Below are 13,142 nucleotides of genomic sequence, written 5' to 3'. Positions count from 1 at the left end.
GATTGCCGCCCTTGGCTTTTTTTTAACGGCGATTGCCATAATCTCATCCGCTTGGAATAAATTCCTGCCCCCTTGCCTATACTGTGGACAACAGTTTTTATTAAAAGTGAGGGGTTAGAAATGTTGTTTCTTCATGATGTGTGGGTGAATTGGTTTGAGGGAGAAGAAAATGGCTACAACGTCTGCCACTTTCATGAATGGCGGAAGGAAGACAGTGTTGAATTGCTTGACCAGGTGCCTTTGTTAAGGGTGTCGTCCGTTTTGTTTCACTACATAGAAAATGATTTGTCAGAGCTTCCGGCCGAATTATTGAACGAGGTTCATCAAAAAGCGTATATTCGTAAAAATCATGAGCGGACACAGCTTGATCATTGTTTCGTCGTAACGGACGGCATTGGTATTCTCGCGGTCGATACGGCCGGTTACACAATACCGGTAAGAAAAAGCCGCCTCATTCCGAGACAGGAGCAGCTCGTTTATGAAATGGTGAAGGACGTTGAAGCGGAAACTTACGAGTTTGCACCAGAGAAGCTGCAATCTTCCAAAGAATACCACATTTTATCTTTATCACCGGAGCATGTCAGAGGATTAACGAGAAAAGAACGCCAGCTCAAACAGCTGCTGTTCATGGCGCTCGATCAGCTCAAAGGGCTCCAAAATCGGGCCGAGATCGCTTATTGGTACACCGAATGGAATCCGTATATGTATGAACAGATCAAGCGCATGACATTTGAAGAAATCTGGGACATGCTTTTCAATGAGACGATCGACGGATGGTCAGACAAACACAGGGACTTTTGTGAAAATTTGATTAAAGGACAGCCGTTTTTTGAAAAGCTTTGGGAAATTGAGAATGAGTCTAAAGTCAACTAAATTAAGAATCAAGACTGCCGGAAGTACGGCGGTCTTTTTATTTGTAAAAGCGAAAATTCTATATTGAAAAATAAAAAATATGAGCTGTCTTTCTGACAAAGCGGTCAATGAAGGACTGGAGACATGTGTTTTGAATCATTTATTATAGAAATATCGTGATCCGGAGGCAAGTGAATGCGGAGCTGCGGCTGTTCTCTATGAAAAACACCTTCCGATTATCGTACAATCGGAAGGTGTTTTTGGATCAGCGTCTTTTTCGGCCGAGTCCCATCGCGTTTTCCATTTTTTTTAGCATCTTGTTTGCTGTTTGATTTGCGCGTTCGGCGCCTTCGTCCAAAATCCGGTCCAGCTCTTCAGATTCGATCAATTCGTGGTAACGGTCTTGAATCGGTTTCAGCGCGCCGATGACGACTTCGGCAAGGTCTGATTTAAATTCGCCGTAGCCTTTGCCTTCGTATTTTGCTTCAAGCTCTTCGATTGAGGCTTGTCCGAGAATCGAATAGATCGTCAGAAGGTTGGATACACCGGGTTTGTTTTCTTTATCATATTTGACGATTCCGTCGGAATCCGTGACAGCGCTTTTGATTTTTTTCTCAAGCTGTTTTGGTTCGTCAAGCAGGGTGATGAACGCTTTTTGGTTCGGATCTGATTTGCTCATCTTTTTGAGCGGGTCGGCAAGTGACATAATGCGGGCGCCGACCTTCGGTATTTTAACCTCCGGAACCGTAAAAATGTCATTATATTTCTTATTGAAACGCTCCGCCAAGTTCCGGGTTAATTCAAGATGCTGCTTCTGATCTTCTCCGACAGGGACGACGTCTGTTCCATAAAGCAGAATGTCCGCAGCCATTAATGGAGGATATGTCAAAAGCCCGGAGACGACAGCTTCTTTTCCGGCTGATTTATCTTTGTACTGCGTCATGCGCTCAAGCTCGCCGATGTAGGCGACACACTGAAGCATCCATCCCGCCTGGGCGTGTGCAGGCACTTCCGATTGGATAAACAGCGTCGCTTTTTTCGGATCGAGGCCGATCGCCAAATACAGCGCGGCAAGGTTCCGGATGTTCTTTCTCAGCGCGAGCCGGTCCTGCGGTACTGTGATCGCGTGCTGATCGACGATGCAGAAGTAACAGTTGTAGTCATCCTGCAAGTCGACAAACTGCTTCATCGCTCCGATATAGTTGCCGAGGGTGACAGAGCCGCTCGGCTGGATACCGGAAAAAATCGTTTTTTTCATGTGAATCCCTCTTTCCATTTCAAAATAAAAAGGCCCATTCTTCCCTTAAAAGAAAAGGGACGAATGAACCGTGGTGCCACCCTGATTATTTCATTATGGTCAAAATGAAATCGCTTTAGACGTTTGTAACGGAGTCTTCTCCGGCTGAGCCTACTTATCCGTGTTCGGTCAGCTGCTCCGAAGCCCATTCCACATTCGCCATTATCCGCTCCCAGCACCGCGGACTCTCTTTAAATGGGAAGAAATGTGTACTCTTCTTCTTCATCGCATGTTATTCATAATTTTATTATATATAAATTTTAAATGAAAGTCGACAGCCTTGGGGAAAAGAAAACGAATACCGGGCTGAATAAAGTTGGCGCGGCGGCATCTGGTTCGATATAAAGAATGGTTAATGTTATACGTGTAAAACGTTTTAACCTGTAAAACATAAACTTTCCTTTTAATGTGGTTACGCTTTAAAACAGAGAAGTGTATTTGTACATTTGGCAGAAAACCTGACAATCATAAATAGTTTGAATAAAAAAATAATTGAAAATTAATATTGCAATAAATTATTCTATTAATTATAATGAATTTGTTCACCTCGGTGTTACAGGTTTCTTACATAACAAATATTCAGAAAAGACGAAACAGAGGAAAAAGTATGGCAAGTGGGCCTATTACTTTTTTATGATAAATCTGAATGTTCAGGAGTAAGGAACTAAAAAAACAAGAAATTGGGGGGGTTTCTCTTTGAAGAAGCGTTTGTCATTTATCAGTTTAATGCTCATTTTCACACTCGTCCTCAGCGCCTGCGGCTTCGGCTCAAGCTCCGGTGACGGCGGTAAAAAAGACAGCAAAGGGAAAGACACATTAAATGTCAACATTAAAACAGAACCGTTTTCACTACATCCGGGACTCGCAAACGATTCGGTGTCTGCAAACGTGCTTCGTCAGACTTTTGAAGGATTGACGACAATCGGTAAAGATGGAAAGCCGGTTGAAGCGGCAGCCGAAAAAATCGAAGTCAGCGACGACCAAAAAACATACACATTCACGCTCCGCGACGCGAAATGGTCAAATGGAGATCCTGTAACAGCAGAGGATTTTGAATACGCATGGAAATGGGCGCTCGACCCTAAAAACGAATCGCAATATGCGTATCAGCTTTACTACTTAAAAGGCGGAGAAGCAGCGAACACCGGCAAAGGGAAAATTGAAGATGTCGGCGTTAAAGCTGTTAATGATAAGACTTTAAAAGTCGAGCTTGAAAAACCGACACCGTATTTTACTGAACTGACAGCATTCTACACATATATGCCAGTCAATAAAAAGGTAGCAGAGAAGAATGCGAAATGGTACACAAACGCAGATGAGAACTACGTATCTAACGGACCTTTCAAAATGGCGAAATGGAAGCACAGCGGAAACATCGTACTGGAGAAAAACGACCAGTACTGGGATAAAGACGCTGTTAAGCTGAAGAAAATCAATATGGCGATGGTCAACGATCCGAACACTGGTCTGAACATGTACAAAAAAGGCGAGCTAGACTTTGTAGGACAGCCGCTTGACCAGATTTCAACGGATGCGATTCCAAGCCTGAAAAAAGAAGGCCTGAACATTGATCCGTTCGCATCGGTTTACCTGTACAAATTCAACACTGAAGCGGCTCCGCTGAACAATGTCAACATCCGTAAGGCGCTGACATACGCGATCAACCGCGAAGCGATCGTCAAAAACATCACGCAAGCGGAACAGCTGCCTGCGATGGGATTAGTGCCGCCGGCAGTCCACGGCTTTGAGTCAAATAAAGGCTATTTCAAAGACCATGATGTTGATAAAGCGAAAGAATACTTGGAAAAAGGTTTGAAAGAGCTCGGTTTGAAAAAAGCGTCAGACCTTCCGAAAATCACGCTTTCCTTCAACACGGATGAAGCACACCAAAAAATCGCTCAAGCCGTTCAGGAAATGTGGAACAAGGAACTGGGCTTAGATGTCGAATTAGGCAATGAAGAATGGAACGTATACATCGATAAGCTCCATGCAGGAAACTATCAAATCGGCCGTTTAGGCTGGACCGCCGACTTTAACGACGGAATGAACTTCCTTGAAACATACCGCGACAAAGAAGGCGGAAACAATGATACGAACTGGGAAAACGCAAAGTATAAAGAGCTGCTGAATAAAGCATCGAGAGAAACTGATTCAGCGAAACGCATCGAGCTGATGAAAGAAGCAGAAAGCATCATCATGGATGAGCTGCCGGTCGCACCGATCTACTTCTACACAATGCCGTATCTTCATGATGAAAGCTTAAAAGACTTTGTTCTAACTGGTACTGGTGAGATCTATTTCAAAACCGCGCATTTTGAATAAAATTGCATGAAAGTATATGGGGCTTAGACTTTCCCCCCATATACTTTTATTTATGAAAAGAAGTTAATAGACTGAATATTCGGAGGTGTGTAAAATTGATTAAATTTTTAGGCCGTCGTCTTGTTTATATGTTAATTTCTCTCTGGGTTATCGTCACAGCTACCTTCTTCCTGATGAGAGCGATACCGGGCGGACCCTTTTCAGGCGAGAGGAAACTTCCCCCTGCAATTGAAGCCAGTCTCAATTCCTACTATGGTTTAGACCAGCCTCTTTTTAAACAATATCTCGATTATTTAGTATCGGTAGCAAAGTGGGATTTCGGGCCGTCATTTAAATATAAGGGACAAACTGTGAACGACTTGATCAGCTCAGGTTTTCCGATTTCTTTTACACTTGGATTGGAAGCGATTTGCCTTGCGCTCGCTTTCGGCGTATTGTTTGGCGTGATCGCCGCGCTGAAGCGAAACAAGTGGCAGGACTACACAGCGATGATCATTGCGGTTGTCGGGATCTCTGTTCCGAACTTCATCATGGCTGCACTTCTTCAATACGTGCTGGCAATGAAGCTGGGCATGTTCCCTGTCGCACAATGGGAGTCATGGGGACATACTGTGCTTCCTGCCATCGCAGTCGCCTCGATGCCGATGGCGTTTATCGCCCGTTTGACGCGTTCGAGCATGCTTGAAGTGTTGAGCAGCGACTATATCCGCACGGCACGTGCAAAAGGTTTGAGCACACCGGCCGTTACGTTTAAGCATGCGATACGAAATGCCATCATGCCGGTTGTTACATATATGGGGCCAATGGCGGCGTCCATTTTGACAGGAACGTTTGTCGTCGAAAAAGTATTCGGTATACCGGGACTCGGCATGCACTTTGTCACCAGCATTACGAACCGAGACTACACGGTGATCATGGGTGTTACCGTCTTCTTCGGGGCAATCTTGCTGCTTTGCGTCTTGATTGTCGATCTTTTATACGGCTTAATTGATCCGCGCATTAAACTGTTTGGCGCTAAGAAAGGGGAGTAATAGGATGCAGCAAATACCAAAAGACATGTTTGAACCTGCAGCTGTTGACCATAGCGAAGCCGAAAAGATCTCAAAGAAAAACCTTTCATTTTGGACAGACGTATTCTTGAGATTTAAAGAAAACAAGCTGGCGCTGTTTGGACTGGTGGTTCTGATCCTGATCGCTCTGATGGCTATTTTCGCGCCGGTATTCTCAAGCTTTCAATATGAAGAAACGGATTTAACGAATGCGAACCAGCCGCCGAGCGGCGAGCACTGGTTTGGAACAGATGACCTTGGAAGGGACGTATTCGTCCGTACATGGGTCGGCGCACGCATCTCGCTGACAATCGGACTGGCTGCCGCGCTGATCGACGTTTTGATCGGTGTGATATGGGGTGCGATATCAGGCATCAGAGGCGGACGTACTGACGAAATTATGATGAGAATTGCAGATGTTTTATGGGCGATTCCTTCCTTATTAATGACGATCCTGCTGCTCGTAGTGATGGGAAAAGGCTTGATCACGATGATCGTCGCGATGGTTATTACGGGATGGATCAACATGGCAAGAATCGTCCGTGGACAAGTACTCCAGCTCAAAAATCAGGAGTTTGTGCTCGCCTCAAGAACTTTGGGAGCGAAAAACTCGCGCATCATCAGAAAGCACTTGCTGCCCAACATTATGAGCCCGATCTTGGTCACCATGACATTAACCGTGCCTACGGCTATTTTCTATGAAGCGTTTTTAAGCTACCTCGGCCTCGGGGTTCCGCAGCCGCTTGCAAGCTGGGGAACGATGGCTACAGACGGTGTGCAGGGATTGGAATATTACCCATGGCGCCTGTTCTTCCCGGCTACTTTTATCTGTCTGACCATGTTTGCATTCAACGTTATCGGCGACGGACTGCGCGACGCTTTAGATCCGAAGCTGCGTAAATAAAGGAGTGAGAAAGATGAAACACTTACTTGAAGTGAAAGATTTAGCCATTTCTTTTAAAACATACGCCGGAGAAGTACAGGCGATCCGCGGCGTCAACTTTCATGTTGACAAAGGAGAGACGCTTGCGATCGTCGGAGAATCCGGATCAGGCAAAAGCGTCACTTCGCAGGCGATTATGAAACTGATTCCGATGCCGCCGGGCTATTTTAAAAACGGACAAATTTTATTTGACGGACAAGATCTGGTTCCGAAAACGGAAAAACAAATGCAGTCAATCAGGGGAAAAGAGATCGGCATGATCTTTCAGGATCCGATGACTTCTTTGAACCCGACGATGAAAGTCGGCCGTCAAATCACAGAAGTGCTGTTTAAGCATGAAAAGATCTCAAAAGAAGAGGCCAATAAGCGGGCGGTAGAGCTTCTCAGCCTGGTCGGAATTCCGATGCCTGAACGCCGCGTCAACCAGTATCCGCACGAATTCAGCGGCGGGATGCGGCAGCGCGTCGTCATCGCGATGGCGCTTGCAGCCAATCCAAAGCTTTTAATCGCGGACGAACCGACGACAGCTCTTGATGTGACGATTCAGGCGCAGATTTTAGAGCTGATGAAAGAATTGCAGAAAAAGATCGAGACATCCATCATTTTTATTACGCACGATCTCGGCGTTGTCGCGAATGTCGCAGACAGAGTCGCCGTCATGTACGCGGGACAAATTGTGGAGATCGGTACGGTCGACGAGATTTTCTACAACCCGAAGCATCCGTATACATGGGGGCTGTTGGCATCAATGCCGAGCCTTGACAACGATGGTGATGAAGAATTAATGGCGATACCGGGGTCTCCGCCTGATTTGACCAATCCGCCGAAGGGCGATGCTTTTGCATTAAGAAGCCCTTACGCAATGAAAATCGATTTTGAACAAGAACCGCCGATGTTTAAAATATCTGATACACACTATGTGAAGTCATGGCTTTTGCACCCGGACGCTCCAAAAGTCGAGCCGCCGGCAGCTGTCAAAAGCAAGATGAAGGAGTTTAAAAATCAGTATGAAAAACCGGTTGAAGTGAAAGAAGGTGAATGATGTGGCAGAAAAACTGCTCGAAATCAAGAATTTAAAACAGCACTTTTCAACGCCGAAAGGGATTGTGAAAGCTGTTGACGGAATCTCTTTTGACATTTACAAAGGAGAAACGCTCGGTCTTGTCGGTGAATCCGGCTGCGGAAAGTCGACGACCGGCCGTTCGATCATTCGTTTGTATCAAGCGACTTCCGGAGAAGTCTTGTTTAAGGGAAAGAATGTCCACGACAAAAAGTCTGCCAAGGACCTTCTCGAATTCAACCGGAAGATGCAGATGATTTTTCAGGACCCATATGCTTCTTTGAATCCGCGGATGACGGTTGCCGATATCATCGCAGAAGGAATTGACATCCACGGTTTGGCCAAAACGAAAAAAGAGCGGCTTGAGCGCGTTCATGAACTCCTCAAACTCGTCGGCTTAAATAAAGAGCACGCGAACCGCTATCCGCACGAATTTTCCGGCGGACAGCGCCAGCGGATCGGAATCGCAAGGGCGCTTGCGGTCGAACCGGAATTCATCATTGCCGATGAACCGATCTCCGCTCTGGACGTGTCCATTCAAGCGCAAGTCGTCAATTTAATGAAGGATTTGCAAAAGGAAAGAGGGCTTACATACCTTTTCATCGCTCACGATCTGTCGATGGTCAAATATATCAGCGACAGGATCGGCGTCATGTATTTTGGGAAGCTTGTTGAATTGGCGCCGGCAGATGAACTGTATGAAAATCCGCTTCACCCGTATACACAATCATTGCTTTCCGCCATTCCGCTCCCTGATCCGGATTATGAGCGTACGCGCGTGCGGAAGACGTATGATCCAAGCGTACACCAGCTGAAAGGCGACGAACAGATGGAGCTTCGCGAAGTAAAGCCCGGCCATTTCGTCATGTGTACAGAGGAAGAATTTAAAGCCTATCAATCCAAATAAACGAAGCAGGAAGACAGCCGTCACAAGGCTGTCTTTTTTTTATGCCGAACAACCGCCGGCAATTTTTTGAGAAAAAATTTGAAACCTTCGCGGGAGACAACCGTCTTAGTATATGTAGGTAACATGCTCAGCTTCACTGAAGCTCCTTTCTAAAAAGATTTTGTTTAAACTAAAAAGAAAGCGGGTATATCTAAAGTGTGAAATTAGAACATCCATAAGGAGCAAATCAATGAACTGGTATGAGAAGCTTAGCGAGTATTTCCCAATTGAAGAAATGAAATCAAAAGAGCACATGGAAGCATTGTTAAAGGAACAAAACGATATTTACCATAAAGAAGAAGGCCGTCATCATGTGTTGATGTACGCCGAATTCGACTCTTTTATTTTCATCGACTATTTATTCGTTTCTAAAGACGCGCGAGGACAGGGACTTGGTTCCAAGCTGATTGAGAAGCTGAAAAAGAAAAACAAACCGATCCTCCTCGAAGTCGAGCCCGTGGATGAAGATGATGCCGATACGGCGAAACGTCTTAAATTTTATCAAAAGGAAAACTTTAAACACGCTGAGTCGATTGGTTACCGTCGCCGGTCACTCGCAACCGGCAAAGTGAACAAAATGGAGATTTTGTATTGGTCTCCAAAATCAAACACAGAGAAGGAAGTGTTTGACGCGATGAAAGAAACGTACGAAAAAATCCATACATACAAAGATGAGAAGTGGTATGGAGAATCTTATGAAGATGTGGATGACGTCCTTACGATTGTTGACGATCATAAACAAAAGAACATTTTCGATGAATTGAGCTAAATGAGAATAACAGATGGCATAAAAAAGCAAAAGTCGCTGGATTGTCAAAAAATTTCTGTTACAGACTGTTCACACTTACTTTTTTATAGTATAATACTCAATAAAGATTACTTTTTTAGATTTATTTCAATTTAAGAATACGCTAATTTCATTCTACTTTTTAAGGAGTGAAGCAATATGGTTACATTATATACATCCCCAAGCTGCACGTCTTGCAGAAAGGCGCGCGCATGGTTAGAAGAACATGATATTCCGTATACGGAAAGAAATATTTTTTCAGAGCCTTTATCAATTGATGAAATAAAAGAGATTTTACGAATGACGGAGGACGGAACAGACGAAATTATTTCAACCCGTTCCAAAGTGTTCCAAAAATTGAACGTCAACCTTGAAACAATGCCGCTTCAAGAGCTGTACCAGCTCATCAATGAACATCCGGGCCTTTTGCGCCGTCCGATCATCATTGACGAAAAGCGCCTGCAGGTTGGATACAACGAAGACGAAATCCGCCGCTTCCTGCCGCGCAAAGTGCGCACATTCCAGCTTCGTGAAGCGCAGCGTCTCGCAAACTAAAAGAAGGCTGAATTTTTCAGCCTTCTTTTTTTAATGCTTTTCACTCGTCTGTTCATAATAAATACTGGCTAGAATCACAAAAATCACCGTCAGGGCGGGCAGCAGCATTTCGAGGGTGCTGTGCTGCGCCATAAAGGAAGACAACTCCTGCTCCCTGACGATCATTTCGCCGCCGGTATAAGCGAGCAGTCCGCTTCCCGCGTATATGAAGAGCGGAAACTTTGCAAGGGCCGCTTGAATCAGCCTGCTGCCCCAAATGATGACCGGGACGGAGACCATCAAGCCGACAACGACTAGCATCAGGCGTCCGTGAGAAGCTCCAGCGACCGCAATCACATTATCGAGCGACATGAACAAATCGGCAATCACGATGATACGGATCGCCTTAAATAAAGATGTCCCGCCTTTGACATGCTGGGCATCTTTTTTCTCAATCAAAAGCTGATATCCTAAGTACAACAGGAAGATTCCTCCGATAAATTGCAGATAAGGAACCGCGAGCAGGTACACTGCTGCCATTGTTAGCGCGATTCTCATCATGATGGCGATCAATGTGCCGATGATGATCGCTTTTTGTCTTTGCCGTGGAGGCAAATGACGGCTTGCCATTGCAATCACAACAGCGTTGTCGCCGCCAAGTATGAGATCGATTCCGATGATCACAAGGAACGACATCAGTACATCGTGTTCCATCAACTGGCACCTCGCTTTGCCTTTGCATCGGGACTTGCCTAAAAGGCACCCGCTTCTACAGCTGCTGCTTGTACAACTATTATATGAAGCAGGCCGGAAAATATGTTAGCTTGGCTTTGAAGGCGTTTTTATTTCTTTTCCGCCTTTTTTATCATAAAATAGAAAATAAAGATTGATTATGGATAAGGTTAAGAAGTGGACGTAATGGGTAAAGTGTAGTAAAGTACAATTAATTGGGAGCTTAGTTATCCCTTCAACATCTTACAAAGAAGGGAAGGTTGGCAAATGGAAATCGAAAGAATAAACGAACATACGGTTAAGTTTTATATTTCCTACGGTGATATCGAAGACCGCGGGTTTGACAGAGAAGAAATTTGGTACAATCGAGAACGCAGTGAAGAGCTTTTTTGGGAAATGATGGACGAAGTGCACGAAGAAGAAGAGTTTGCCGTTGAAGGCCCCCTTTGGATTCAAGTGCAGGCCCTTGATAAGGGATTGGAAATCATTGTGACAAGAGCTCAGCTGTCCAAAGACGGACAAAAGCTGGAACTGCCGATTCCTGAAGATAAAAAACAGCATGTAGCAGAAGAAAGCCTTGATGCTTTGCTTGACGACTTTCAAAAAGAAGAGCAGGCAGAAGAGCAGAAACTGCAGTTTGTTTTAAAGTTTGACGATTTTGAGGATTTAATCTCACTGTCAAAAATGTCTATCAGCGGCTGCCAAACGACATTGTACTCTCATGAAAACCGCTACTATTTATTCGTGGATTTCAGTGAACTGCCTGATGAAGAGGTGGAAAACCAGCTGAGCATTCTGCTGGAGTATGCCTCAGAATCAAAGACGACGATTCATATGCTGAAAGAGTATGGAACACTGATTGCAGCGGATCATGCTCTTCATACAATAAAAAAGCACTTCGCATAAAAAAGCCGGTTTCTTTTGAAGCCGGCTTTAACTTTCTGGAACAAATATAACAAAGAGCTTCAATTCTCCACAACTTCCCTCCTCCCGCTCTACATCTTTCAAACGGCTCACCACTTTCAAAAGAAAACGATCATTTCGGACCAAACCAAATAGGGTCAATCTGATCTATACACTTCCAGTTTCATTGATTAAGATGGATTGGTGTTATGACAAATTTTGAAAGGTGAGATTGATTTGATGCGAAAAAGTTTAAAATGGATCATGGCTGTCTTTATTGGTTTAACATGTTTTTGTGCCGCTTATTCTCAAACAGCCATGGCAGCCGTACATTCCAAGACTCCGGATATTCTCGGAACAACGGGTAAAAACAATTTGAATCAGGCCTATAAAAAATACTTTGATACAAAAGGCGATGGTAAAGGCGGATCGCTGTTTCATTATATGAAGGACGGTTCAGCTTATATCGCTTCGACGACGGACGATAACCTGGGAAATGGCTACTACAGCGTCAAAACAGAGGGTATGAGTTACGGGATGATGATTACGCTGCAAATGAATGATGAGTATAAGTTCCAAAAGCTGTGGGATTTCGTCCGTAAATATATGCGCCATTCCGACAGAAGCGACAGTTTGTACGGCTACCATAGCTGGCATATGAAAACGAACGGCTCAGACGTGCAAACCATTGATCAGAATGTTGCATCTGACGGCGAGGTCTGGTTTGCGGCAGCGCTCATGATGGCATCTGGCCGCTGGGGAGATAAAAAATACCCGTACGATTACAAAGAGCGGGCTCAAGACATGCTTGACGCTTTGGCCGGTGATGGAGAATACGCCAACACCGGTAAGGAATCGCGAGTGTTTATTAAAAACAGCAAGGATCAGCGCTATGCGATGGTTCGATTCGGCCCTTATGTCAATTGGACGGACCCATCCTACCATGTTCCTGCTTTTTTCGAGTTGTTCGCTAAAAGCGCCAGAAGCAGCCAGCAGTATTTTTGGAAAGATGCAGCAAACAAATCTCGAACATACTTGTCAGAAACAACGTTTAAAAGCGTGTTAAATAACGGATCAACCGTCACCAATGCGGCCACAGGGCTGTTTCCCGATGAAGCCGGCTTTGACGGCGTAAGCGATGCGGCTCATTCCTCAACGGAAACAGACCGAAATTTCAGCTATGATGCTTGGCGGACGGTATCTCATATCGCTATGGATCATACACTTTGGTCCTCGGCAGATAACGCATATCGCGCCAGCGAGCAAAAAGCGGTTAACAAGTTCTTGACGTTTATGAAACGGGAAAACTACGGGAGAACGGCCCATGAATATACGCTGAATGGGACGGCCGTCAAAAAAGGAAGCCCGGTTGGCCTGATCGCCGCCAATGCGGGCGGCGCGACTGCAGCAAGCGATGCATTATTAAGGACGGGATTTGCCAATGCGTTTAACAGCACATATATTCCAGAAGATTATTACGGATCATGTCTTTACATGCTGAACAGCCTTGTGGCAAACGGCAAATTTGCGATGTACCTTCCTTAAAAAATGTAATATCAAATTGAAAGACTGACCCTTCTCTCCGGAGAGGGGTTTTTAATTGGTCAGAAGTTGATCCCATAATTATCCTTTAACAAAAATTACATCTCTATTTGAGGAAGATTTTTGTGAACTTTATGAACAAAAAGAATATTATGCAGTTAAACTGTGCACGAAA

General features: G+C 44.8%; 12 protein-coding genes, 1 pseudogene and 1 other annotated feature. Of the genes and pseudogenes, 11 read left to right on the top strand and 2 right to left on the bottom strand.

What is annotated here, in order from left to right:
- Positions 1 to 120: 120 nt before the first annotated feature.
- Positions 121 to 873 (top strand): YjbA family protein, encoded by a 753-nt coding sequence (locus M1E06_RS15225; protein ID WP_003180605.1) that lies wholly within the window; start codon positions 121 to 123, stop codon positions 871 to 873.
- A gap of 244 nt (positions 874 to 1,117) precedes the next feature.
- Here M1E06_RS15225 and trpS read toward each other — a convergent pair whose 3' ends face one another.
- Positions 1,118 to 2,110 carry a tryptophan--tRNA ligase gene (gene trpS / locus M1E06_RS15220; RefSeq protein WP_011197767.1) on the bottom strand — a complete coding sequence of 331 codons (993 nt, stop codon included), beginning with the start codon at positions 2,108 to 2,110 and terminating at the stop codon, positions 1,118 to 1,120.
- A gap of 52 nt (positions 2,111 to 2,162) precedes the next feature.
- Positions 2,163 to 2,384: a binding site (T-box leader), on the bottom strand.
- Positions 2,385 to 2,845: 461 nt separating this feature from the next.
- Here trpS and M1E06_RS15215 point away from each other — a divergent pair.
- The 7 genes from M1E06_RS15215 to spxA all read left to right on the top strand — a co-directional run bounded on the left by M1E06_RS15215 (position 2,846) and on the right by spxA (position 9,811).
- Positions 2,846 to 4,471, top strand: coding sequence for a peptide ABC transporter substrate-binding protein (locus tag M1E06_RS15215; RefSeq protein WP_020450931.1), 1,626 nt, complete (start codon positions 2,846 to 2,848; stop codon positions 4,469 to 4,471).
- 95 nt (positions 4,472 to 4,566) lie between these two features.
- Complete coding sequence (locus M1E06_RS15210) at positions 4,567 to 5,502, top strand: ABC transporter permease (RefSeq protein WP_020450932.1); 936 nt, start codon at positions 4,567 to 4,569, stop codon at positions 5,500 to 5,502.
- 4 nt (positions 5,503 to 5,506) lie between these two features.
- Positions 5,507 to 6,424 (top strand): ABC transporter permease, encoded by a 918-nt coding sequence (locus M1E06_RS15205; protein ID WP_020450933.1) that lies wholly within the window; start codon positions 5,507 to 5,509, stop codon positions 6,422 to 6,424.
- A gap of 13 nt (positions 6,425 to 6,437) precedes the next feature.
- Entirely contained in the window at positions 6,438 to 7,505 is a 1,068-nt protein-coding gene (locus M1E06_RS15200; RefSeq protein WP_020450934.1) for an ABC transporter ATP-binding protein, read from the top strand.
- Position 7,506: 1 nt separating this feature from the next.
- The gene (locus M1E06_RS15195; protein ID WP_026579902.1) at positions 7,507 to 8,430 is read left to right on the top strand and encodes an ABC transporter ATP-binding protein; all 924 of its coding nucleotides are present in this window, start codon (positions 7,507 to 7,509) and stop codon (positions 8,428 to 8,430) included.
- Between the two features lie 229 nt (positions 8,431 to 8,659).
- On the top strand, positions 8,660 to 9,238 hold the full coding sequence (locus M1E06_RS15190) for a GNAT family N-acetyltransferase (protein WP_003180619.1): 579 nt from the start codon (positions 8,660 to 8,662) through the stop codon (positions 9,236 to 9,238).
- Positions 9,239 to 9,415: 177 nt separating this feature from the next.
- Positions 9,416 to 9,811, top strand: a complete 396-nt coding sequence (gene spxA, locus M1E06_RS15185; RefSeq protein WP_003180621.1) for a transcriptional regulator SpxA — start codon at positions 9,416 to 9,418, stop codon at positions 9,809 to 9,811.
- Positions 9,812 to 9,841: 30 nt separating this feature from the next.
- Here spxA and M1E06_RS15180 read toward each other — a convergent pair whose 3' ends face one another.
- Entirely contained in the window at positions 9,842 to 10,504 is a 663-nt protein-coding gene (locus tag M1E06_RS15180) for a TerC family protein (protein ID WP_095323656.1), read from the bottom strand.
- Between the two features lie 178 nt (positions 10,505 to 10,682).
- Here M1E06_RS15180 and M1E06_RS15175 point away from each other — a divergent pair.
- The 3 genes and pseudogenes from M1E06_RS15175 (at position 10,683) to M1E06_RS15165 (ending at position 12,970) form a co-directional block, all read left to right on the top strand.
- Positions 10,683 to 10,808, top strand: a pseudogene (locus tag M1E06_RS15175) (hypothetical protein).
- A complete protein-coding gene (mecA, locus tag M1E06_RS15170; protein ID WP_003180627.1) occupies positions 10,790 to 11,428 on the top strand; it encodes an adaptor protein MecA in 639 nt (212 codons plus the stop codon). Before M1E06_RS15175 ends, mecA begins: the two are co-directional and overlap by 19 nt.
- A gap of 237 nt (positions 11,429 to 11,665) precedes the next feature.
- A complete protein-coding gene (locus tag M1E06_RS15165; RefSeq protein WP_095323655.1) occupies positions 11,666 to 12,970 on the top strand; it encodes a glycosyl hydrolase family 8 in 1,305 nt (434 codons plus the stop codon).
- Positions 12,971 to 13,142: the final 172 nt, after the last annotated feature.

The organism is Bacillus sp. AK124 (assembly GCF_053903085.1).
The sequence above is the reverse complement of the archived record's forward strand: the minus strand, read 5'-3'. Positions and strand labels throughout refer to the sequence as shown.